The 21,595-nt window shown below is 37.3% G+C and carries 23 protein-coding genes and 1 other annotated feature; of the genes, 18 read left to right on the plus strand and 5 right to left on the minus strand.

The features are described from left to right. Window positions 1-57: 57 nt before the first annotated feature. Window positions 58-183: a sequence feature (ribosomal protein L10 leader region), on the plus strand. Window positions 184-361: 178 nt separating this feature from the next. From rplJ to IGL30_RS01870, 8 genes are all read left to right on the plus strand, one after another. Then, a complete protein-coding gene (rplJ, locus tag IGL30_RS01835; RefSeq protein WP_010720149.1) occupies window positions 362-865 on the plus strand; it encodes a 50S ribosomal protein L10 in 504 nt (167 codons plus the stop codon). A 52-nt stretch (window positions 866-917) separates the two neighbouring features. Continuing rightward, window positions 918-1,286, plus strand: a complete 369-nt coding sequence (rplL, locus tag IGL30_RS01840) for a 50S ribosomal protein L7/L12 (RefSeq protein WP_010720148.1) — start codon at window positions 918-920, stop codon at window positions 1,284-1,286. Window positions 1,287-1,431: 145 nt separating this feature from the next. Continuing rightward, window positions 1,432-1,647 (plus strand): Spo0E family sporulation regulatory protein-aspartic acid phosphatase, encoded by a 216-nt coding sequence (locus IGL30_RS01845; protein ID WP_081127692.1) that lies wholly within the window; start codon window positions 1,432-1,434, stop codon window positions 1,645-1,647. Between the two features lie 384 nt (window positions 1,648-2,031). Beyond that, on the plus strand, window positions 2,032-2,409 hold the full coding sequence (locus tag IGL30_RS01850) for a hypothetical protein (RefSeq protein ID WP_430618487.1): 378 nt from the start codon (window positions 2,032-2,034) through the stop codon (window positions 2,407-2,409). A 391-nt stretch (window positions 2,410-2,800) separates the two neighbouring features. After that, on the plus strand, window positions 2,801-3,478 hold the full coding sequence (locus tag IGL30_RS01855) for a TVP38/TMEM64 family protein (protein ID WP_010720092.1): 678 nt from the start codon (window positions 2,801-2,803) through the stop codon (window positions 3,476-3,478). A 176-nt stretch (window positions 3,479-3,654) separates the two neighbouring features. Continuing rightward, window positions 3,655-4,839 carry an MFS transporter gene (locus tag IGL30_RS01860; RefSeq protein WP_053765777.1) on the plus strand — a complete coding sequence of 395 codons (1,185 nt, stop codon included), beginning with the start codon at window positions 3,655-3,657 and terminating at the stop codon, window positions 4,837-4,839. A gap of 403 nt (window positions 4,840-5,242) precedes the next feature. Continuing rightward, complete coding sequence (locus tag IGL30_RS01865) at window positions 5,243-5,476, plus strand: AbrB/MazE/SpoVT family DNA-binding domain-containing protein (RefSeq protein ID WP_088745405.1); 234 nt, start codon at window positions 5,243-5,245, stop codon at window positions 5,474-5,476. Window positions 5,477-5,500: 24 nt separating this feature from the next. Further along, window positions 5,501-5,803, plus strand: coding sequence for a type II toxin-antitoxin system PemK/MazF family toxin (locus IGL30_RS01870; protein ID WP_123875108.1), 303 nt, complete (start codon window positions 5,501-5,503; stop codon window positions 5,801-5,803). A gap of 341 nt (window positions 5,804-6,144) precedes the next feature. Here the strand turns inward: IGL30_RS01870 and IGL30_RS01875 are convergent, their stop codons facing one another. Continuing rightward, a complete protein-coding gene (locus IGL30_RS01875; protein ID WP_123875095.1) occupies window positions 6,145-7,674 on the minus strand; it encodes an ABC-F family ATP-binding cassette domain-containing protein in 1,530 nt (509 codons plus the stop codon). Between the two features lie 429 nt (window positions 7,675-8,103). Between IGL30_RS01875 and IGL30_RS01880 the strand changes: the two genes are divergently transcribed. From IGL30_RS01880 to alsE, 10 genes are all read left to right on the plus strand, one after another. Then, window positions 8,104-8,805, plus strand: coding sequence for a glucosamine-6-phosphate deaminase (locus IGL30_RS01880; RefSeq protein WP_010720087.1), 702 nt, complete (start codon window positions 8,104-8,106; stop codon window positions 8,803-8,805). Between the two features lie 145 nt (window positions 8,806-8,950). Further along, a complete protein-coding gene (locus tag IGL30_RS01885; protein WP_010720086.1) occupies window positions 8,951-9,664 on the plus strand; it encodes an MgtC/SapB family protein in 714 nt (237 codons plus the stop codon). Between the two features lie 319 nt (window positions 9,665-9,983). Beyond that, on the plus strand, window positions 9,984-11,123 hold the full coding sequence (locus tag IGL30_RS01890) for an AI-2E family transporter (RefSeq protein WP_096708456.1): 1,140 nt from the start codon (window positions 9,984-9,986) through the stop codon (window positions 11,121-11,123). 487 nt (window positions 11,124-11,610) lie between these two features. Continuing rightward, window positions 11,611-13,095, plus strand: coding sequence for a BglG family transcription antiterminator (locus IGL30_RS01895; protein WP_010720084.1), 1,485 nt, complete (start codon window positions 11,611-11,613; stop codon window positions 13,093-13,095). Next, window positions 13,085-13,525, plus strand: coding sequence for a PTS sugar transporter subunit IIA (locus tag IGL30_RS01900; protein ID WP_123875093.1), 441 nt, complete (start codon window positions 13,085-13,087; stop codon window positions 13,523-13,525). Before IGL30_RS01895 ends, IGL30_RS01900 begins: the two co-directional genes overlap by 11 nt. After that, on the plus strand, window positions 13,522-13,833 hold the full coding sequence (locus IGL30_RS01905; protein ID WP_010720082.1) for a PTS fructose transporter subunit IIB: 312 nt from the start codon (window positions 13,522-13,524) through the stop codon (window positions 13,831-13,833). Before IGL30_RS01900 ends, IGL30_RS01905 begins: the two co-directional genes overlap by 4 nt. Window positions 13,834-13,852: 19 nt before the next feature. Continuing rightward, window positions 13,853-14,305 carry a PTS sugar transporter subunit IIA gene (locus tag IGL30_RS01910; RefSeq protein ID WP_010720081.1) on the plus strand — a complete coding sequence of 151 codons (453 nt, stop codon included), beginning with the start codon at window positions 13,853-13,855 and terminating at the stop codon, window positions 14,303-14,305. A 21-nt stretch (window positions 14,306-14,326) separates the two neighbouring features. After that, window positions 14,327-14,650, plus strand: a complete 324-nt coding sequence (locus IGL30_RS01915; RefSeq protein ID WP_034699505.1) for a PTS fructose transporter subunit IIB — start codon at window positions 14,327-14,329, stop codon at window positions 14,648-14,650. Window positions 14,651-14,668: 18 nt separating this feature from the next. After that, complete coding sequence (locus tag IGL30_RS01920) at window positions 14,669-15,766, plus strand: PTS fructose transporter subunit IIC (RefSeq protein WP_010720079.1); 1,098 nt, start codon at window positions 14,669-14,671, stop codon at window positions 15,764-15,766. Window positions 15,767-15,836: 70 nt separating this feature from the next. After that, entirely contained in the window at window positions 15,837-16,553 is a 717-nt protein-coding gene (alsE, locus tag IGL30_RS01925; RefSeq protein WP_010720078.1) for a D-allulose 6-phosphate 3-epimerase, read from the plus strand. 196 nt (window positions 16,554-16,749) lie between these two features. Here alsE and IGL30_RS01930 read toward each other — a convergent pair whose 3' ends face one another. The 4 genes from IGL30_RS01930 to IGL30_RS01945 are packed head-to-tail and all read right to left on the minus strand — an operon-like array spanning window position 16,750 to window position 21,448. Beyond that, a complete protein-coding gene (locus IGL30_RS01930; RefSeq protein ID WP_010720077.1) occupies window positions 16,750-17,508 on the minus strand; it encodes a DeoR/GlpR family DNA-binding transcription regulator in 759 nt (252 codons plus the stop codon). 54 nt (window positions 17,509-17,562) lie between these two features. Further along, complete coding sequence (locus IGL30_RS01935; RefSeq protein ID WP_088745402.1) at window positions 17,563-18,201, minus strand: L-fuculose-phosphate aldolase; 639 nt, start codon at window positions 18,199-18,201, stop codon at window positions 17,563-17,565. A gap of 21 nt (window positions 18,202-18,222) precedes the next feature. Next, window positions 18,223-20,004, minus strand: coding sequence for an L-fucose isomerase (locus IGL30_RS01940; RefSeq protein ID WP_123875092.1), 1,782 nt, complete (start codon window positions 20,002-20,004; stop codon window positions 18,223-18,225). Further along, a complete protein-coding gene (locus tag IGL30_RS01945) occupies window positions 19,991-21,448 on the minus strand; it encodes a rhamnulokinase (RefSeq protein WP_088745401.1) in 1,458 nt (485 codons plus the stop codon). Before IGL30_RS01945 ends, IGL30_RS01940 begins: the two co-directional genes overlap by 14 nt. Window positions 21,449-21,595: the final 147 nt, after the last annotated feature.

Here is a 21,595-nt window from a genome sequence, read left to right on the forward strand (position 1 = left end):
GATCCAACTGAAAAATAATTCTTGACTCAACTAGTTTAGCATGCTAAGCTAGTTGAGGTTAATAATTAACTTGTACCGAAGACAGTAGGTGGCGTAGCCTTAATTTCCTACCGAGGACGTTTATTGAATACTTTCAATAGTCCCTCTATGTCTACGGTGGCATAGAGTTTTTTTATTGTGAATCACTAAGAACGAAGTGAGTAGATGATGAACAATACTTGGCGAACAGAGTGAGCGAAGTTCCCTCTCAAGCGAAGCATGATGAATCACTAAGAACAAAGTGAATAGATGATGAACAATACTTGGTCAATGATCAAGTGTAAAAACTCTTCCATCAAAATTCAGGAGGTGAAACTCAAAAATGAGTGAAGCAATTATCGCAAAAAAAGCAGCAATCGTTGATGAAGTGAGCGAAAAATTTACAGCAGCAGCTTCTGTAGTCGTAGTTGACTACCGTGGTTTAACTGTTGATGAAGTGACTCGTTTACGTAAACAACTTCGTGATGCAAACGTAGAAATGAAAGTTATCAAAAACTCAATCCTTTCACGTGCCGCTAAAAAAGCTGGATTAGAAGGCTTAGACGAAGTATTCACTGGACCTACAGCCGTTGCATTTAGTAACGAAGACGTTGTAGCACCAGCGAAAATCATGGACGAATTTGCTAAAGAAGCAAAAGCATTAGAAATCAAAGGCGGTATCATCGAAGGTAAAGTATCTTCATTGGAAGAAATCACAGCATTGGCAAAATTGCCAAACCGCGAAGGACTTCTATCTATGTTGCTATCTGTACTACAAGCGCCAGTCCGCAACGTGGCTTACGCTGTCAAAGCAGTGGCAGACAAAGAAGATGGAGATGCAGCTTAATAGCCGCATAGCATAAATAAAAATACGAACATCTAAAACGGAGGAAATTATAATGGCAATGAACATTGAAAACATTGTTGCTGAGTTAAAAGAAGCAACTATCCTAGAACTTAACGACTTAGTTAAAGCTATTGAAGAAGAATTTGGCGTATCTGCTGCTGCTCCTGTAGCTGCAGTTGCTGCTGGTGGCGCTGCTGCTGCTGAAGAACAAACAGAATTCACTGTAGAATTAACTGCAGCTGGAGACCAAAAAGTTAAAGTTATCAAAGCAGTTCGTGAAGCAACTGGCTTAGGCTTGAAAGAAGCTAAAGCTGTAGTTGACGGAGCTCCTGCACCAGTTAAAGAAGGCGTATCTAAAGAAGAAGCTGAAGAATTAAAAGCTAAACTTGAAGAAGTTGGCGCATCTGTAACTGTTAAATAATTTTTCGAAATTAGTTGGCATTGAGACCCTTGATACGATAGGGTTTCAATGCTTTTTTATTATGGCTCTATAATTTATGTGATTGATAATATTTGAAGGATGACAGTCTATCCAATGTCTCTAAAAAAGAAATAAGGAGTAAAAGATGGAACTTTATAAAATGCTAAGCCCTGCAGATATCCAGTTTTTGAAAACTAAATTGAACGTCATTATTCAAGATCGTAATTATACGGATGATGAAGTTGTGCAGATTTACGATAAAATTGAAGATTTTCATATCCTTCAATCCTTTGATGAGAACTATAATCTTTCAGAAGACGGTAAACACGCGTTAGATATTTTGTACTTAGATATTTGGTAATAGTATTTAATCAGCTAATGATTAGGTGTTATTTTTTATTCCAACATTAAAGATTTTCTGAAAGAAAAAGCTCGTTTTAGGAGTGGGATGATAGTGAGGTAGTAATGAGAGGTTGTTTTAGCGGACTCGAAGTCTTAAATATCTATTATTTCGTTCTTTTGCGTATGTTATCATTGTAATTGAAGCCGAGAAAGACCATTGTCGTTTATTTTTAAGCATATTGCCAACTCATAGCCCGCCAGATATCATGATAGATTAAGAACTGGAGAGCAGCATTACATACAAATGGGAACGGTTGGATTGGATTATACGTTCGGGAAATGCGGAATGATTCGCAGACTGTTTTTATTGGAACAGAATATAAAACAATGTAAGTAAGGTGTAATGATGAAAAAGTTCGATTCCAGATATATAATAGGTGTATTTCTTGTATTGTTTATTTTAATAGGAAGTGTAGAATTCATTTTGAAAGGGCATCACTCATTTACTCTCAATGAAATTTATTTTAGAGTACCTATTGTTGTTGTCGGTATGGTTGAGATGCTACCAAATGAGAAAGGTTGGGGAACGTTTCGTGTGCTTTTTCTCGTTTTTTTGAGTGATTATTTATTAAAAAAAATATTCGATCATTTTGGGTTAGAAGAAATAACACTTACATTTATACCCTATCTAATTATCTTAGGAATCCTTTTGGTTATTTTCTTTGCCAGATTAACAATAAAAAAAGACTTTTTCGAACACATAAAAAAGGAAAATAAATGAACAGAAGAGGCTGTGACAGAAGTGTCTAGCTCTGAGAAATAAGCCGGAGAATCCAAAAATAGCATCCCCTATTTTTGGTGTACTACGGCTTATTTTCTGATAGAATTTGGAATACCGTGGAAATGAGGTTGTGAGAGTATCGGGTAGTTCCAATGACAATAAGAAAGAATTTTTTGAAACAGCTGCCCATGTTTTGAGATTTTTTGACTTATCGCCTAAGGTCAGCTCTTTGAATACCGTTTACCCGTTTTTAAAGTGATTCCCCAGACTCTTTTTCTCATACTTCTGAATAATTACCAATGTGATAAAAAGCGTAAAATGAATAAAAAAGACTCATAGTTATTTTTGTGATACTCTAATAGAAGATGGATTATTTTAGGCAGGTGGAAAAATGAAAACAAAAAAACTACGTGTTTTCTTAATCATTATTGGACTCCTTTTGATTCTATTTATTGGTTATCGTTTATATTTGGAGTATCAGACGGATATCCAAATGTTTTTGGATCCCAAGACCAGTCGACAAGCATTACTGGATCAGATTCGATCACATGGCTTTCGGACAGCGCTCTTTTTGATATTACTGATCAGCGTGATGTGTGCTGTTCCAGGTATCCCTACTTCTGTCATCGGTGTATTGGTAGGTTTAAGCTATGGTCCGTTGCTAGGAACTTTAATCAATGTCTCTGGTAATGCTTTTGGGAATATGTTATCGATTTTTTTAATGCAACATTTAAAGCTGTTTGATCATTCAAAAAAATCCAATCGCTGGGTAACAGCGATCCGCAATATGAAACATCCCAAAATTGGCGTAATGGTGGGGTACATGGTTCCTGTGATCCCTTCTTCCGTTATCAACTTTGCAGCGATGACGTTAAATCTACAAATTCGTGACATCATTTTATCAATCGTGATTGGCGTGATTCCTTCCTCGATTCTTTATGCTTGTGGAGGCGAAGCGTTATTTCATGGCTATAGTAAGACTGCTTTGTTGTTAGTTGCTAGTGTCCTTATTTTGACACTTCTAGTGGTAATTATTTACAAGGATCGTAGAAAACGACATGTAAAATAATTGATATTATCAATGATTAAAAGAAATATCCCTTTGATTTCGTTTTATACTTTCACGATTCATTTTTATTTTAATTTCACGATAACTTATGTTTCATAAAGTAGTAAAACACTGAACTTTCCTATTCCCAATTTTTCTAAGAAATTGTAAACTAATAAAGGAAATGAGGGAGATAAATGGATAAAAATGAAAAAACGACGTTAACATCTTCACTGATTTTGCTCTTATCAATTACTTGTGGCGTGGTAGTAGCGAATATGTATTATATCCAACCGATTGGTACGAAAGTGGCAGCCAGTTTATCGGTTAGCACAAGTGCAATTGGTATTTTGACGATGTTGACTCAACTTGGTTATGCGTTAGGTTTGTTGTTTTTGGTGCCATTAGGGGATGTAGTCGATCGTCCGAAGCTGATTATCCGAATGGCTGCACTCTCTGCGATTTCATTATTAGCGGCCTTTTTTGCACCGTCATTTACATTATTTGCGTGTGCTTCTTTTTTGATCGGTTTATTATCGATCGTGCCCCAAATTATTATTCCCTATGGAGCAGTATTGGCAGGGCCCAAGGCTAGAGGAAAAGTGATGGGGACCTTGTTAAGCGGTTTATTAGTGGGGATCTTACTTTCACGGACGGTTTCGGGCATTGTAGCAAGCCTCTTTTCTTGGCGGATGATTTATCTTTTCGCTTTAGTGTTAGTGGCTATTTTGACCGGATTATTGTATTGGAAAATGCCAAGAACGCAAATAAAAACAACTTCATCTGTATCGTATCTTGATTCCTTAAAAAGTTTACCTTATTTAGTGAAAACACAACGCTTATTGAGAGAAGCGTCTATTAGTGGCTTTTTTATGTTTGGAACTTTTTCGATTTTTTGGTCAACATTGATTTTTTATATCAGTAGTCCGGTGTACCATTGGGGAACATTTGAAGCAGGAATTTTGGCGATTTTTGGGCTATCAGGAGCAGTAGCTGCACCGATTGTTGGGCGGTTGTCTGATTCTTATTCCGAGAGAAAGATTGTCGGAATGGGACTTGCGATGCAAACGCTCAGTTTTGTTGCTTTATTAGTTGCAGGGAGTCATTTAGTCGTTTTGTTAGTGGCAATTATTCTGTTAGATGTCGGGAATCAATTTGGGCAAGTGGCAAATCAGACACGAGTACAAGGACTAGGCGAAGCAGCAAGTAATCGGAATAATACAGTGTTTATGTTTATGTATTTTATCGGTGGTGCTACTGGTTCATTACTAGGCACAACGATGTGGCAACAATTTGGTTGGCTCGGTGTGACACTTACTGGTTTAGCCTTTCAATTATGTGCCTATATTTGTCAATACATCATTTTTCAAAAGCGGTCATGATAGAAGTGTCCAACTTGAAAAGTAAGCTGAAGGATTCGAAAGTCGTTTTTCGATTCCTTCGCTTACTTTTTTAATATACTTCTATCCTATTTTATTTGGGAGTTTCTATAACTGATTTCGTGATCAACCGCAGTTATTAGAAAATTTCGTGCAACTTCCAACGAAAAAATAATATGGATACGTTCAATAGTATAAAATCACTTTGTTTAGTACCAGTTATATTATGAAAGATCCAAAAAAATATTCAGTAGACTACTTAGAAATTTTTATATTTAATTTGTATAACATTTTCATATGAAAATGAGTTGTTTCCATAAAAATCTATTCACTTAAAAGATATGTTTTGATAATTTCGTTAAACTGAGTTTAACTTAATTTAGCAAAAGGATTGGAGATGAAAGATATGGAAACAGTAGCAAGAAAAATAGGTAATTCTGTGGGAACAATTTTCCCGAAGGATATATCTTCAAAAGTGGGAGAAATATTTACTATTTTGAAAGTAGGAGAAGCGTATATATTGAAACCTAAGAAAGAAGATATTTTTAAAAACGAAAAGGCTTGGGAAGGTTTTAGAGAATCGATTACAGCCGAAGAATCCCAATGGGATAGCATGAAACTTGAAGGCGAGGAATACTAGAGGAAATATCCAAAACAAAAGGATATTATTTGGATCGACTTTGACCCTTCTAAAGGTAAAGAGATAAGAAAGCGTAGACCTGCGTTAGTAGTTAGTAGAGACGAGTTTAATGAGCGTACAGGTTTTTGCTTAGTTTGTCCTATCACTTCTACAAAGAGGAACTTTGCAACATATATTGAAATAAAAGACCCGCAGAAAATAGTGGGTGAAGTAGCTACACACCAATTAAGATCGGTTGATTATACCACAAGAAATATTGAAAAAATTGAACAATGCGATTTGTTGACGTGGATTGAAGTGGTGGAAGTGATAGGGATGTTTATTTAGTAGGAGATAACGGGCAAAGTAGTAATTTCCATTTTAGAGAAAGTTAGATTACTCACCGCTTTTCCGACGTTGGTTTTGCTAATAATTGACCATGTAGAAAAAAGTAACCATCTTCGAACTTTGGCGAATGAAGATACAATAGACACTTTATGAGTCTACCGTTTTTTTAACGATTCTAAATTGGGGCGATGTTTACCTGGACAATTAAGAAAAGAGAGAAGATTGTAAAAAACGATGATCTAAACAGCAATAGCCCCCACCCACACAAGGGTTCTTGTGTAGAGGAGACAGGCTGGTGTTAAAGGCTGTACATAATCTATTTTTAGAGAATTTAGTCAATTTTATCCCTCAATTTCAATGACTCGATCGACTAAATCCTGGTAAAATTCTTGTTCATGAGAGACGATGATCACCGTCCCAGGAAAATGCTTGATACCGGTTTGTAAGCTATCTTTTGTTTCATGATCGATATGATTCGTTGGTTCATCAAGAATTAATAAGTTTCCTTGGTTCATCGTGAGTTGTGCCAATTTTACTTTGGTTTGTTCACCACCGCTAAGAGTAGAAAGTGGTTCACTAGCTAGTTGATTGACTAAACCAGATTTGGCTAGTTGTCTTCTTAATTCTTTAACGGTTGCTTTAGGAAACTGTGCGCCTAGATATTGTAAGGGTGTTTCTAAAGGTTTTTCCCAAATGAGATCTTGTGAGAAATAATTGATCGCTGTGTTGTCGGGAAAATGATATTCGCCGGCTAGTTGTTCGATTTCACCAATCAAGGTTTTCAAAAGTGTGGATTTACCAATACCATTAAATCCACGAATCGCCACTTTTTCACCAAAGCGGATGGTTAGGTTGATCGGCGAAAGCAAAGGTCGGTCATACCCAATAACTAAATCGGTCGTTTCAACAGCCAATGTCGTTACGATCGGAGAATAAGGAAAATCAAAGATTGGCTTAGCTGTTGAGGCAGGCGGAGTCAATCGCTCAATTTTATCTAATTGTTTTTGGCGACTTTTTGCCATGGTAGAGCGAGAACCAGCTTTATATTTTCGGATATAAGCTTCGGTTTTTTCGATGTGCTTTTGTTGGGCATGGAATTGGCGTAGATAACTTTCACGGTTTTGTTCTTTTTGTCGTAATGCTTGTTTTAAATGACCCGTATATTTGGTGATTTTACCAAATTCTATGTCAGCGATATGGGTTGTGATTTTATCTAAAAATTCCTGGTCATGAGAAATCACGATATAAGCGCCCTCGAATGATTGTAAAAATTGAGTAAGCCATTGGATATGTTGGTCATCTAAGTGATTGGTTGGTTCATCTAAGATCAGAACATCGGGATTTTCTAAGAGTAATTTTGCCAAAATCACTTTGGAACGTTGACCACCACTCAGTTTTTTTAGAGGAGTGGACAATCCTAAAACATCAATGCCTAGACCACTACTCATCTCAGCGACTAAGGTATCAATTTGATAGAATACTCCTTGGTCTAATTCTGTTTGAAGTTTTCCCGCTTTTTCGAGTAACTCCTCTTCCATTGTTTCGCTGTATTCTTGATAAAGTTGGGTAATCAATGCTTCTTTTTTAAATTCATCAGAGTAGGCTGTTTTTAAAAATTCTTCGATGGTCAATGTATCATCCACCGCTACATATTGATCTAAATAGCCTCTATGGATATTTTTTTGCCAATGGACTTGTCCATCATCTGGTAGAATTTCTCCTGTGATGATCTTGATCAACGTACTTTTGCCAGCTCCATTTTGTCCGATCAATCCTAGATGTTCTCCAGCATTGACTTGGAGTTGTACATTTTCATATAAGATTTTATCTCCAAATTGTTGCGTGATATTTGTTAATGTTAAAAGACTCATGTTCTGTTCCTTTCTAATAATGTTATGCATGTTAAGAAGACTAATAGAAGAAAGCAAAACAAATAAAAAAGCTGATCTGAAGTTGTTCAACATACTATGGGATCATTCGACATGATCGAACGAATCTAGGAGAACATGTCAGTTAAAATTTTTAAATAAGTTGCTCGTCTTTTAGAAAATCGTTTCTCAGTTAATGAGAAGTAGCGATTGTTTTCTAAATTTCTTGGTCTTTAATGTTTTAATTATAAAAAACGTATACTAAAAGTATCAGTTTAAAGGACATGCGATAGGTTATCTTATGCAACCTAACATGCAAGGGACAGGATTGTCAAGAAAACGAAAATCGTTGGTTTTGGTCTATACTAATATTGTAAAAAAAGACAAGTCGTGCTATAATTGGGCTATACCAAAAACAAAGGAGTAGTCGTTATGGAAATCATTCGAGTGAAAAATGCTGAAGAGGGCGGAAAAAAAGCTTTTGAAATTATTAAAAAAGGCATGGAAAATGGGGCAAAAGTATTAGGTCTTGCAACAGGTAGTACGCCAATTACTTTATACAAAGAAATGACTTCAAGCGATCTGGATTTCAGTGACATGACTTCTGTAAACTTAGACGAGTACGTTGGACTAGGCGGTTCAGATGATCAAAGTTACCGTCATTTTATGAATAGCCAATTGTTTGATAAAAAACCATTTAAAGAATCATATGTACCAGATGGAAAAGCTGCTGATCTTGAAGCGGCTTGTCAAGAATACGATGAAATCCTTGAACAACATCCAATCGATATCCAAATTCTAGGAATTGGTCAAAATGGACATATCGGATTTAATGAACCTGGTGCACCATTTGATGGCACAACTTCAGTAGTGGACTTAACAGAATCCACGATCAATGCGAATAAACGATTCTTTGAAAAGGCAGAAGATGTTCCAACAAAAGCTGTCTCAATGGGGATTGGTTCGATCTTAAAAGGAAAAGAGATTGTCTTACTTGCTTATGGTGAAAACAAAGCAGATGCAATCAAAGGAATGATTCAAGGACCAATGACCACTGATTTGCCAGCAAGTGCTTTACAAGAACACGACAACGTGATCGTGATTATTGATGATGCAGCAGGAAGCAAACTATAAGAATAAATAAAAATTTTGGGGGGCTGCTCGTTTTCAGCTCCCTTTTTTGATCGAATAAGATTTTTAATCTGTCGCACAAAGCAATGGGGTGATTTGCTTTGTTTGAAGTTGCGAAACATGCTATATTGGTTTGGAGGGGATTTATATGGATGAGATGATCTTATCGGTCCCAGAAATCATCTTACGACTAGGGATTGCATTGATCTTTGGCGGGGCGATTGGATTTGAACGGCAATATAAAAATCGTCCAGCAGGGATGCGGACGCATATTTTAGTATGTATGGGTGCTTGTATCATTGCGTTGATCCAAGTGGAAATTGCAAGTAAAGCGTTACGTGATGCGTTAGAATACCCAGAACTAGTTGGTACGATTCGCTCAGATGAAGCACGTTTGATTGCACAAGTCGTTAGTGGCGTTGGGTTTTTAGGAGCTGGCACGATCATTGTGACGAAACAATCAGTCACCGGGCTAACCACAGCTGCTTCCCTGTGGGCGATTGCTGGACTAGGAATCGCCATTGGTATGGGATTTTATTGGATTGCGATCATTAGTTTTATCGGGATCGTGATTGCATTAACGGTTGTCAAAAAAATTATCCACGTACCAACGACCAAAAAACTAGAAATTCAATATATTCATCGGAAAGAAACCAAAGATTTCTTGACCGAGTATTTTGAACAACGAGGAATTATCATTGAAGACGTAAATTTTGACGTGGATTTCGTGGAGGATTATCGGGTATATAAAAATATTTATACAATTGACTTACCAAAGGACATGACGTATGCAGATGTCATTGAAGAGTTATCTGTCCATAAAAATATCATGAAGCTTCATTTAGTTAGTGTGGCACAATGAAACAATTCCTTTCAGTTGGTAATATAAGGCTTTTCACACATTGGTTTTATGAAGAGTCGGTTACAAAAGAAAAAACGCTCATTCGCTAAGAGAGTATTTCCTATTTTAGCCAATGAGCGTTTTTTGGTGTCTTTTTTTGATTTATTTGCATTTGTTTAGATATTGATTTCAGTCATTAAGCTTAGAAGTTTTTTAAATTTGAAAATTAGCTACTAGTAATTAGAAAAAGAAAGAATATTTTTGTAGCTGTTTATCAGAAAAGAGCGCTTTAATTCTAATAAAATGATAAAATGAAAGTATCAAGAGTTGGAGGAGAGGTATGCAATCAAAGTTTAAAAATTCAAAATTATTATTTTGGACTGTCGAGTTGGTACTAACGATCATTGGGGTATATTTTATTTTACAGATGCCAAATGTCTTTAGTCCAGTGTTAAAAATGTTATCAGCGATTTTATTGCCATTGCTGGTTGCTGGATTTTTCTATTATATGTTTGATCCGGTCGTTGTTTTTTTGGAAAAACGAAAAATCCCAAGGGTTTATGGATACATATTAACGCTAGTTGTTCTAGTCGTACTAGCGGTTTTAGCGATAATGAATGTGATTCCTCAATTGGCAGAACAGACGATCCAGTTGACTAAAAGTTTGCCGATGTATGCGGAAGAGACAAGTAAATGGCTCAATGAATTGGCACAGCGTGAGGAAATCAAAAATTTCAATATTGAAGAACAATTAGCTTCGGCTAATCTTTCGTTGAGTAATTTGTTCAATATTGTATTGGTAAGCTTATCCAGCAGTGTCTCTAAAGTTTTTTCATTTATGATGCAGTTTTTTGTTTTACTGTTTACCGTGCCTTTTATTCTATTATTCATGTTTAAAGACGGACACAAATTTATCGATGCTTTAGCAAAATTCTTTCCACAAGGGATTCGAGGTGAAGTACGTCAAACGGTCAAAGAACTAAATGAGACGTTATCGGCATATATCAGTAGTACGATCGTTGATGCGGTTATCATTGGTATCATGAGTTTTATTGCTATGACCATCTTTAAACAACCATATAGTTTATTGTTAGCTGTATTTTGTGGTATCACCAATATTATTCCATATGTGGGACCTTTTATTGGTGCTGTCCCGGCAGTGATCGTTGGTCTATTTGTTTCACCATTCCAAGCATTATACATGGCGCTTTCGATCCTTGTTATCCAACAATTAGATGGAAATGTAATCAAACCGTTATTATTTGGGAAAAACATGAATATGCATCCATTAACGATTATCTTAGTGTTGATCGGTGCTGGCAGTGTCGCAGGGATTCTAGGAATGTTGATTTGTATTCCGGTGTATGCTGTCATTAAAACATTAGTCTTGAATATCAGAAAAATTTACTTATTGCGAAAGTTTGATTCTGGTGTGGAACCAACGATCCAAGAGATAAAAACGAATGGACGTGAAAATTAAAGGTACTATAAAGAAGTAGAAGGTAGCACAACAGTAGTCACTAAGAATTTTGTACACCATTCATTATTTATTAGAGAGAGCCTGGGACAAAACTTGTCTCAGGCTCTTTTAGTATCTCAAAAACGAATAAACGGTGAGACAAAAGCAGCATCTTCGGAAATAAGCCGAAATTTACCAAAAATTTGAGAAGCAATTTTCGGAAATTCCTTCTTATTTCTTGATGCTAAACACTTTTGTCTCAACCTCCTCTCTTTTTGTTAAAATTCTTATGGGATCCTGGGATTGTTTGAAAATGAGTAATTTTTTCCCATAATAAGTTAAAAAAGACTATAATAAACAAAATCTTTCTTACGCTTTCGTAAAAAGTAAGTAACGGATAACGAAGTTAAAGAAAACGCATACAAAATTGTCTGTTGCAATGGACAAAGTCCAGTGAAACAAAATAAATAATGTGTCTTATGATAAAGATACACAGGGGGGATGAAACATGACTAGTCAGATGAATCGAGAAAATAAGTTGATCCTTTTGTTATCAAAACAAAAAGATTATATGACTTCAGAAGAACTAGCCATTCTATTAGAAACTTCGACCAAAACAATTTACCGTTTGATAAAGAAAATCAATCTTGAATTTCCTAACGGTCACTTGATCCTAGCCGAAAAAGGTCGGGGGTACAAATTAGATTATGGGAAGTTTATCGAACAAACCAATGAACTGAATAAACCCTCTGTAGAGCTATCGCCTGCTGAACGTCAAGATCGAGTAATGGAAGAATTGCTAATGGTTTCACCTAAAGCACTTAAAATCACTGAGCTGTTCAGAGATTATTATGTTGGTGATTCTGCTATTGCCAATGATGAAAAGCAGATTGCTAAGAAAATAAAAAAGTTTGATCTTGAACTGATCCGTAAAAATCGCACGCTTGCGATCCAAGGATCAGAAACAAATATTCGGCGAGGGATCGCCGAAGTCATCTGGCGGATGAATATTCTTGACATTGATGAAATCAATCGCACAAAAGAGCTGAATTTTAATCGTTACGATGTGTTGTTTGTATCAGAACAATTGAAATTGATTGAAAAAACATTAGGCGGTGGAATCCCTTATCCTTATAACGTCAATATTTTTTCACATCTGTACATCATGATCAGCCGTTCCAGAAAGACGAATTACCAAATCAAAGAAATCGAGTTATCTACCGAGCAACTTCAATCGTTAGACCACGAAAGTCCAATTTATGAGATGGCGATGATCGTGATCCAAAACGTGGAACGTTATCTCGTTACTCGCTTACCGATGAACGAAGTCTATTATTTGTATCAATATCTAGTATCCTCACGGATGGAAAAAACAACGCAAAAGAAACAGGTTTTTCCAGATAAAGTATCAGAAATTACCTCTTATTACCTGAAAGAGGTGGGCGACAAAATCAATCTCAAGGTGGCGAATGAAGCGATTTTTGTTGATCTAGCCAATCACATCAAACCAATGCTCAATCGGTTAAAAAATCATATCCATGTCAAAAACGGATTGTTAGAACAAATTCAATTGACCTATGAAGAGATTTATAAAAATGTATCAGTCGTTTCTAAAGATGTTAGCAAAAAGTATCAGCTACCTTTGATCAATCAAGATGAAATCGGTTTTATCACATTATATTTTGCACGAATGTTGGAAACACAGCAACTACCGATTCAAACACTGATCATGTGTACTACAGGGATCGGTACTTCAGAATTATTAAGAGCAAAAATCAATAAGAAGTTTCCTGAACTGGCGGTCGTTGATGTGATTGCCACCAAGAATTACCAATCAGCATTAGAAAAAAATCCCGGAATTGAATTGATTTTAACAACCATTGGAATCAAAGATCCGTTGCCTGCACGTACATTACTTGTTAGCGGCATGTTAACAGCAGATGATCAGTTAAGAATCCAACGAAAGATTGAGGAAATATACAATGAAAGATGATTGGCTCGAATATGTTCCTCCCACAGTATTCCATTCACGAAATGAAGTCTATGAATGGCTAGCACAGCAAGTCGATTCAGAAATGGGAATAAAAAAAGAACAAATCGTACAAGCGTTGTTGGAACGTGAGGAAACTGGAGATATTCAAATTGATGAAGGGGTACTTCTACCTCATATTGAAAATCAATTAGTCAAAGCAACAAAAGTCATTATTTTGCCATTAGAACAAAGAATGGCGAACTGGAACCCAGCAATCCAACAAGTCGAGTTGATTCTTGCGGTATTTCTGGCACCGCAAGAAAAAATCGAAACCAAGCGTCAAATAGCAAACTTCATGCGCCTACTAGCAGATGAACAAGTAATCGAAACTTTAAAAGAAGGAAAAAGACTGGAAACAATCGATGGAAACGAAAGGAGAAATGACAAATGAAAATCATTGGAGTAGCAGCTTGTACCGTGGGGATTGCCCACACCTACATTGCTCAAGAAAAATTAGAAAATGCAGCTAAAAAAGCAGGGCATGAGATACACGTAGAAACCCAAGGAACCATCGGGATCGAGAATGAACTAACGCCTGCACAAATCAAAGAAGCAGATTTGGTGATCTTAGCAGTGGATGTAAAAATCAGTGGTCGAGAACGGTTTGAAGGAAAGCGGATCATCCAAGTACCGACTGAAATTGCGATCAAATCACCAAATAAGTTGATTGAGAAAGCCATGGAAGTCGTAAAACAGTAAAGAATAGGAGTGAAATTTGATGGTAGAAGTAGCAAAAATCATTGATCCAAATAATATTAAGACCAATTTAGTGGGGGAAACGAAAGATGAAGTACTCAAAGAATTGGCAACGGTGTTATTGCAAAATCATTATATTACAGATGTAGATGGCTTCATGGCAGATATCTATGCGCGAGAAGAAGAAGGACAAACTGGGATCGGCAATTATATTGCCATTCCTCATGGGAAAAGTCCTTATGTAGATAGAATTGGTGTAGCAATCGGTGTTACAGAAAATGAAATTCCGTGGGAATCATTAGATGGTAAGGGAGTCAAAGGAATTATTTTATTTGCAGTGGGGGATGATAATGAAGGGGCACAAGAACACTTGAAGTTACTTTCACTATTTGCTAGGAAACTAGGGAATGATGAAGTAATCGAGCAATTGATCCAAGCAAAAGATGCAGATGAAGTGGTCGCAGCATTCAGCTAAAAATCAAAGGAGGATAAAAAGATGAAAATCGTTGGAGTAGCAGCTTGTACTGTGGGGATTGCCCACACCTATATTGCCCAAGAGAAACTAGAAAATGCGGCAAAAAAAGCAGGACATGAGATGCACGTAGAAACTCAAGGAACCATCGGGATCGAAAATGAATTAACGCCCGAACAAATCAAGGAAGCAGATTTGGTAATCTTAGCAGTTGACGTGAAAATCAGTGGTCGAGAACGCTTTGAAGGGAAAAGAATCATCCAAGTACCAACTGAGATTGCGGTGAAATCACCCAATAAATTGATTGAAAAAGCGCAAGAAGTGTTAGCACAGCAAAGTATTTCATAAAAATAAGGAGGAAGACTGATGGAAAAGATAAAGAAGCTGAATCTGAAAGGGCATTTGTTAACTGCCATCTCTTATTTAATTCCCATTGTGTGTGGTGCGGGATTTCTGATTGCGATTGGGATGGCATTTGGTGGAACGAGCCAAGGAACTTTGGTGCAAGGCGAATTTTCATTTTTTGATGCCTTAGCAACGATGGGTGGTGCTGGTTTAGGCTTATTACCAGTCGTGATTGCTACGGGGATTTCTTACTCGATTGCTGGAAAACCTGGTATTGCTCCTGGCTTTATTATTGGTTTAACAGCTAATGCGATCGGTGCAGGGTTTATTGGTGGAATATTAGGTGGTTATCTAGCTGGTTATCTTGTTTTAGCAATATTAAAATATTTCAAAGTACCAAATTGGGCAAAAGGCTTGATGCCAACATTGATTATTCCTTTTGTTGCTTCATTTATTGGTGGATTAGTAATGGTCTATGTGATTGGAGCTCCAGTCGCAGCATTCACTTCTTTGCTAACGAACTTCTTGGATGGATTAGGAAACTCTTCCTTGTTGATCTTTGGGGGAGTGATCGGTTTACTAAGTGGTGTTGACTATGGTGGACCAATCAACAAGACGGTTTTTGCTTTTGTGTTAACGATGCAAGCAGAAGGCGTGAACGGTCCTATTACAGCTTTACAACTCGTGAATACCGCTACACCAATCGGTTTTGGCTTGGCTTATTTCATAGCTAAACTTTTCCGCAAAAACATTTATACAAAGGTTGAAGTGGAAACCTTAAAGTCAGCAGTTCCTATGGGTGTGATCAATATCGTTGAAGGGGTCATCCCCCTAGTGATGAATGATATTGTTCGTGGGGTTGTAGCAACTGCAATCGGGGGCTTTGCTGGTGGTGCGACTACTATGATCTTAGGTGCAGATGCAACGGTTCCTTTTGGAGGCGTTTTAATGATCCCAACGATGTCACGTCCTTGGGCAGGCGTTATCGCCATTTTAGTCAATGTGATCGTGACAGCGGTTGTTTTAGCCATCATTAAGAAAGATGTTGGTGAGGAAGTCACAACAGTCCCAGAAAAAGAAGAGGAAGACATTCGTTTAGATGACATTCAAATCTTTTAAGCGATAAAGCAAATTAGTTAAAAGGTGTCGCTATAGTGTAGATAAATTATAGAATAAAGGAGTTTTTTCAATGAGCAAAGTAGCTTTTTCACCATCCTTAATGACGATGGATTTAGATAAATTCAAAGAACAAATCGAATTTTTGAATGAACATGTTGATTCTTACCATATCGATATCATGGACGGCCATTACGTTCCGAACATTACATTATCGCCATGGTTCATCGATGAAGTACGTAAAATCAGTCAATTACCTATGTCTGCTCATTTAATGGTCAGCGATCAAAGTTTTTGGGTAAATCAACTAATCCAACAAAAATGTGAGTGGATTTGTATGCATGCTGAATTACTTGACGGTTTAGCTTTTCGTTTGATTGATCAAATCCATGATGCTGGCTTAAAAGCTGGAGTAGTCTTAAACCCTGAAACACCAATTGAAACGATTTTTCCTTATATCGAATTAGTTGATAAAGTAACGATCATGACAGTTGATCCAGGATTTGCTGGTCAACGATTTATCGAAAGCACATTAGATAAAATCACCGCATTACGACAATTGCGGCAAGAAAAAGGATATCATTATTTGATCGAAATGGATGGTTCGTCTAACCGTCAATCATTTAAGCGAATTGATCAAGCCAATCCAGATATTTATATTATTGGGCGTAGCGGATTATTCGGCTTAGATGAGGATATCAAAACTTCTTGGGAGATCATGAAAAAAGATTTTGAAGAGATGACTGGAAAAACAGTCGAATCAAATAGTATAAATGCGTACAGTCTATAGCTATACAAGAATCAAAAATTACTTTTAGGGAATAAATACGCTTTTCTTGCAATACCCGTGTAAGGAATGCTGAGAATATAAACAAAAAATAAACCAAAGAACTTCAAAAATAGGGAAATCTATTTTTTGGATTCTTTGGTTTATTTTGCGTACTTAGGTTTAGGTACCTCTGTCACGATCTCTCAAAAATGATCGATCAATAGAGAAATTCAGTATCGTGTTTCAACGCAAGTTGTAAGTAATCATCTGCTGGTTGTTGATCCGTGACGATGTATTCAAAAGAGGTCCAATCAGAAAATTTATACGCATGCTTTTTATCAAATTTTGTATAGTCGACCAATAACAAACTTTTATCTCCTCTAGACATTACCTTCTTTTTCACTAAGGCTTGAGCAAAATTAGCTTCATAGATCCCTGATAAATCAATTCCTGTCGAACTAAAAATACATAAATCGATTTGAAAAAGGTCTAAGAAAGAATTCCCATAGTCCCCAACAACGCTCTCGGCATCCTTGATTACTTCACCCGCTAGCATAAAAACTTTGGAATCTTCCGTACAGGCTTGGGAAAGCTCATAGGCGATTTTCAAGCCATTTGTTATGACAACGAGATTTGACAGTTTAACTAAATAGGGAAGCAGCTGTTTCACAGTTGAACTTGAGTCAATAAAAAGACTCATTCCTGGTCCGATAAATGTGCTAGCGATCTCCGCAATTTTTTCTTTTTCTTGAACCATGACATTTTCACGATAATTTGTTGAGATGACGTGATTTCGTTCGACTTCTAAAACGACACCACCACGGTAACGACGGATGATCCCATCTTTTTCAAGTGCGACTAATTCACGCCTTAAAGTCGAAGGAGAGCAAAACAACTGTTTTTGCAGTTCTGAGTTATCTAATTTTTTATATTTTTTTAGCAAAGTTAAGATTTGTTCTTTTCGTGACTCAGTCATGGCTATCCCTCCTTAACCACTGGTCTAACATGACTAAAGTGTACCACAAGAAACTTATTTTTGTCCGTATGTTTTAAAACGAATCGCCATATTTGCCATTTCTTCTTCGGACATCAAGATTGGTTTGCCAACACTTGAAGCTATGATATGGACTTTTGAACAATATTCTAATTCTTCTAAAACGGCAAAGGCTTCAGTCATTGTCTTTCCACCAGTCAAAACGCCATGATTTGCTAATAAAACGGCTTTTCGATCTTTCATGGCTTCATAGGCATTTAGAGATAATTCTTCCGTGCCAAATGAAGCATAGTCTGCACAACGAACATCTTTACCGGCAACAGCAATCATGTAATGTGATGCAGGCAATGGTTGTCTGAGGACCGCTAGCGCAGTGGAATAAATCGTGTGACCATGGATGATATAGTCTAGATCTTCCCGCTTTTCATACATGATCCCGTGCATTCGCCATTCACTGGAAGGGCGACGATGACCTTGAACGATCGTTCCATCTAATCGCATAGTCACGATGTCAGGTAATTCGATTTTATCAAATGGGATTCCAGAAGGCGTGATGAGCATCACTTCATCTTGTCGGATATACGTACTTAAATTTCCGCCTGTTCCTAAGGTATAGCCATCTGCTATTAATTTATTTCCATAATCGATCAATTCTTGTTTTTGTATTGAATACATCATAATCCTTCTTCCATCATCTTATTTATAAAAGGGGCCAAATGATTGGCAAGCATTGAAATCAGCTGCTTCTAAATCTTTTGTTCCGAAACCAGAAAAGGCGTGGGGTCTAAAGATTTTTTCACTAGGTACGTTGTGAAGTGAAACGGGAATGCGAAGCATACTGGCTAATGTCAGTAGTTCTGCGCCTACGTGACCGTGGACACTAGCGCCATGGTTGCTTCCCCAGTGGTTCATCATCGTATACACATCTTCAAAACCTTTCTCACCTAAGTTTGGTGCAAACCAGAGTGTTGGCCATGTTTGATCGGTTCGTTCGTTTAAGATGTCATGGACTTCATCAGGTAATGAACAGGAATAACCCTCTGCTACTTGTAAAGTTGGTCCCACACCCTCAACGATATTCAAACGAATGAGCGTTAAAGGTAATTCTGCTTGTAGATGGTATTGACTGGAGAAGCCACCGCCTCTAAAGTATTCATAATTAGCACGACACCATTTTGTTTTTTCTAAGCAAGCTTGGATATCGGTTTTTGTCATATTCCAAAATTCTTTCATCGTTGGATTACCTTCGTGATCGATACTTCCACCACTGCCATCTAAAGCACTCGCACCTGAATTCAGTAGATGGATTAAGCCATGTTGTGCTTTACCCGTTAATTTGTGCCCAGTGATTCTTTCCACTGACTCCGCACTCCAATAGGTTCTGACATCGGAAAAAATCGGTGCTTTATTAGTCAATAAAGAGCCAAATAACATAGCAGCAGCGTTACAGGTATCATTTTCAGTAGCGAATGAGACGGGTTGTTTAGGGCCGTTCCAGTCAAAAGTACTTGTTAAAATAGATTCCATAAAATCGCCATTGGGTAGCCAGTCGGTCCATTGTCGTTGTCCTTGGAACCCTCCAGCAATGGCATTTCTGCCTTTTGCTTCTTCCAGCCAACCCAATTTTGCTAGTTCAGGGTTGCCAAATAAAAGATCACGAACGATTAGGGTTTGTTTGGCAATAAAGTCCCACTGATCTTCTTCAACGATATAGCGTGATTTTGTAATGACTTCAGGGAATGACTTGCCTGCATTGATATCGATTCCTTCCTGACAATATTGTTTGATCCAAGTTCTAATGGTGTCATATTCTTTCGGATCAAAGATATTTAGTTCGATTCGACGTAAGACTTCAGTCATATCCACATATTCAACTTGCATCCCTAGATATTTTTCAAAAAAGGTTTGATTGATTTGACTACCGGCAATTCCCATCGAAGAAGCACCAATGTTCACATAAGATTTGTTTTTCATTTCCCCAGCCGCCACACTCGCACGTGCAAAGAGTAAGATTTTTTCTTGGACGTCAGCTGGAATCGACTTGTCGTCACTATCTTGGACTTGTTCACCATAGATCTTATAGGCAGGAATTCCTTTTTGCGCATAGCCACTCATAGCGGCAGCTAAGTAAACAGCTCCTGGTCGTTCTGTACCATTAAATCCCCAAATCGCCTTAAAGGTACCTGGTCGTAAATCGATCGTTTCTGTGCCATAGCACCAGCAAGGTGTCACCGTTAAGGTAGCGACCACATCTTGACGGGCAAAATCATCGTCAACAAAGCTGGCATCGGCGTAACCGCCAATCGTTTGTTCTGGTAAAACGCACTGTACTGGAGTGCCGTCCATGTAATAAAGGGATGATTCGATCAATTCTTTTGCTCGACGCGCCATGTCCAGCGTTTGTTGTTCTAATGATTCACGGACGCCTCCTTGTCTGCCATCGATCGTAGGTCTAATGCCGATTTTAGGATAATTCATTGATATTCCTCCTCATAAATTGTTTATAGTTGATGTACGTTTGTTCAAAGGGTGTCGAAACTTCTGGGAAAAAAGAAATTGGTGGATAATTTTCTGTAACGAGCGTAACTAATTCGTCTCTATTTTTGATTGCTTTGATCGCTAAAAATTGGGCTAACGCATTACCTAAAGCTGAATTTTCAGAATAGCAGACCTCTATCGTCGTTTGCGTTAAATTGGCTGTTAGTTGAGTCAAAAAGTGTGATTTACTCCCACCACCAAATAAATATAGCTTAGTGAAAGGAGCGAAACCTGCTAATTTATCGAACGTTTCAGCGTATTTAAATGCTAGATTTTGATAGATGGCTAAAAACAATTGTTGTGGCTCTTCAATTGATGAAAAATGATGTTGGTTTCCGTATTGCTGCAATTTTTTTACAAATTGACCTTTACTCAAAAATTCAGGATGTTCGTTATCAAAGAAAAAATGAATCGGCTCAGCAGTAAGTAGCATGTCTTGGATCTGTTGGATCGTGATTGACTGGGTTTGATTGCTGAACGCTAAAGCTTCCTCAATGAACCACATTCCTAACATGTTTTTGAGTTTTAATATTTTTCCATCACCGGCTTGTTCATAAGAATAGTTCGTATCTAATGGGTGATTGACCAAAATTCCTCTTTCTGATTTTTCTCCTAGAACAGACCAGGTGCCAGAGGATAAAAAGAAACAAGAGTGATCGTTGGTTGGTAAAGCAAAGATCGCACTAGCAGTATCATGGGACATCACCGAATGAATCGGAAGTTGTCTTTCGGCTAGATTTATCAAACCGATTTTTGTATATGGAAGAACGATCGTTGAGAACAAGGAAGGGGAAATCCCTAATTGTTCAATAAGGTCGGATGCCCATTGATGTTTATCGATATCGAATAATTGACTCGTTGAGGCGATCGAAGATTCTGTTAAGATCGTACCTGTTAATAAAAAATGGATCAGATCAGGCATCATCAAAAGAGTACTTGCTTTATTTAGCTGCTCAGGATAATGTTCTTTCAAGTAGAGTAGTTGGGAACTGGTATTGATCGATGCATTTGGAATCCCTGTACGTTCGTGAAAGTGAGTTGGTAAATCCCCACCATAATGTAAATTAGGTTCTTTCAGCATAGTTTGATAGCAAAGTGGTGGTAGCACTAGCTGTCCTTTTTTATCTATCAAACCAAAATCACAGCCCCATGTATCGATGCCGATACTTTCAATGACATATTCTGTAGTTGCTAAAGTAATGATTTCCTTGATATTCGTCATGATTTTCTCAATATTCCAATGGATTTCATCTTTGTCGGAATCAATCACTTGGTAATCAGTGAAACGATAAACTTTTTCTTCCTTGATTTGACCATTCATTAAGGAAAAAACGATACCTCGCGCACTGGTAGCGCCTAAATCAAAGGCTAAGATCGTAATCATAGATTTTTCCTCCTTTTCTAAGTGGATAGCAAATCTGCTTCGGTTATAATCATACAATAGAACGCTTACATATTTTCGCGTGAATCATTTTTTGAATAAATGTCAACAAATTATTCAAGTATGGAAACGTTTTAAATTGCTCGTTAT

Origin of the sequence: Enterococcus sp. DIV1089c, from assembly GCF_050530965.1 — a bacterium.
Taxonomy (GTDB): Bacteria; Bacillota; Bacilli; order Lactobacillales; family Enterococcaceae; genus Enterococcus_B; species Enterococcus_B hirae.

Bases quoted from the DNA above. Each gene is read 5' to 3' on its own strand.
- rplJ (WP_010720149.1), top strand. From the start codon at position 362: ATGAGTGAAGCAATTATCGCAAAAAAAGCAGCAATCGTTGATGAAGTG.
- rplL (WP_010720148.1), top strand. From the start codon at position 918: ATGGCAATGAACATTGAAAACATTGTTGCTGAGTTAAAAGAAGCAACT.
- IGL30_RS01845 (WP_081127692.1), top strand. From the start codon at position 1,432: ATGGAACTTTATAAAATGCTAAGCCCTGCAGATATCCAGTTTTTGAAA.
- IGL30_RS01850 (WP_430618487.1), top strand. From the start codon at position 2,032: ATGATGAAAAAGTTCGATTCCAGATATATAATAGGTGTATTTCTTGTA.
- IGL30_RS01855 (WP_010720092.1), top strand. From the start codon at position 2,801: ATGAAAACAAAAAAACTACGTGTTTTCTTAATCATTATTGGACTCCTT.
- IGL30_RS01860 (WP_053765777.1), top strand. From the start codon at position 3,655: ATGGATAAAAATGAAAAAACGACGTTAACATCTTCACTGATTTTGCTC.
- IGL30_RS01865 (WP_088745405.1), top strand. From the start codon at position 5,243: ATGGAAACAGTAGCAAGAAAAATAGGTAATTCTGTGGGAACAATTTTC.
- IGL30_RS01875 (WP_123875095.1), bottom strand. From the start codon at position 7,674: ATGAGTCTTTTAACATTAACAAATATCACGCAACAATTTGGAGATAAA.
- IGL30_RS01880 (WP_010720087.1), top strand. From the start codon at position 8,104: ATGGAAATCATTCGAGTGAAAAATGCTGAAGAGGGCGGAAAAAAAGCT.
- IGL30_RS01885 (WP_010720086.1), top strand. From the start codon at position 8,951: ATGGATGAGATGATCTTATCGGTCCCAGAAATCATCTTACGACTAGGG.
- IGL30_RS01890 (WP_096708456.1), top strand. From the start codon at position 9,984: ATGCAATCAAAGTTTAAAAATTCAAAATTATTATTTTGGACTGTCGAG.
- IGL30_RS01895 (WP_010720084.1), top strand. From the start codon at position 11,611: ATGACTAGTCAGATGAATCGAGAAAATAAGTTGATCCTTTTGTTATCA.
- IGL30_RS01900 (WP_123875093.1), top strand. From the start codon at position 13,085: ATGAAAGATGATTGGCTCGAATATGTTCCTCCCACAGTATTCCATTCA.
- IGL30_RS01905 (WP_010720082.1), top strand. From the start codon at position 13,522: ATGAAAATCATTGGAGTAGCAGCTTGTACCGTGGGGATTGCCCACACC.
- IGL30_RS01910 (WP_010720081.1), top strand. From the start codon at position 13,853: ATGGTAGAAGTAGCAAAAATCATTGATCCAAATAATATTAAGACCAAT.
- IGL30_RS01915 (WP_034699505.1), top strand. From the start codon at position 14,327: ATGAAAATCGTTGGAGTAGCAGCTTGTACTGTGGGGATTGCCCACACC.
- IGL30_RS01920 (WP_010720079.1), top strand. From the start codon at position 14,669: ATGGAAAAGATAAAGAAGCTGAATCTGAAAGGGCATTTGTTAACTGCC.
- alsE (WP_010720078.1), top strand. From the start codon at position 15,837: ATGAGCAAAGTAGCTTTTTCACCATCCTTAATGACGATGGATTTAGAT.
- IGL30_RS01930 (WP_010720077.1), bottom strand. From the start codon at position 17,508: ATGACTGAGTCACGAAAAGAACAAATCTTAACTTTGCTAAAAAAATAT.
- IGL30_RS01935 (WP_088745402.1), bottom strand. From the start codon at position 18,201: ATGTATTCAATACAAAAACAAGAATTGATCGATTATGGAAATAAATTA.
- IGL30_RS01940 (WP_123875092.1), bottom strand. From the start codon at position 20,004: ATGAATTATCCTAAAATCGGCATTAGACCTACGATCGATGGCAGACAA.
- IGL30_RS01945 (WP_088745401.1), bottom strand. From the start codon at position 21,448: ATGATTACGATCTTAGCCTTTGATTTAGGCGCTACCAGTGCGCGAGGT.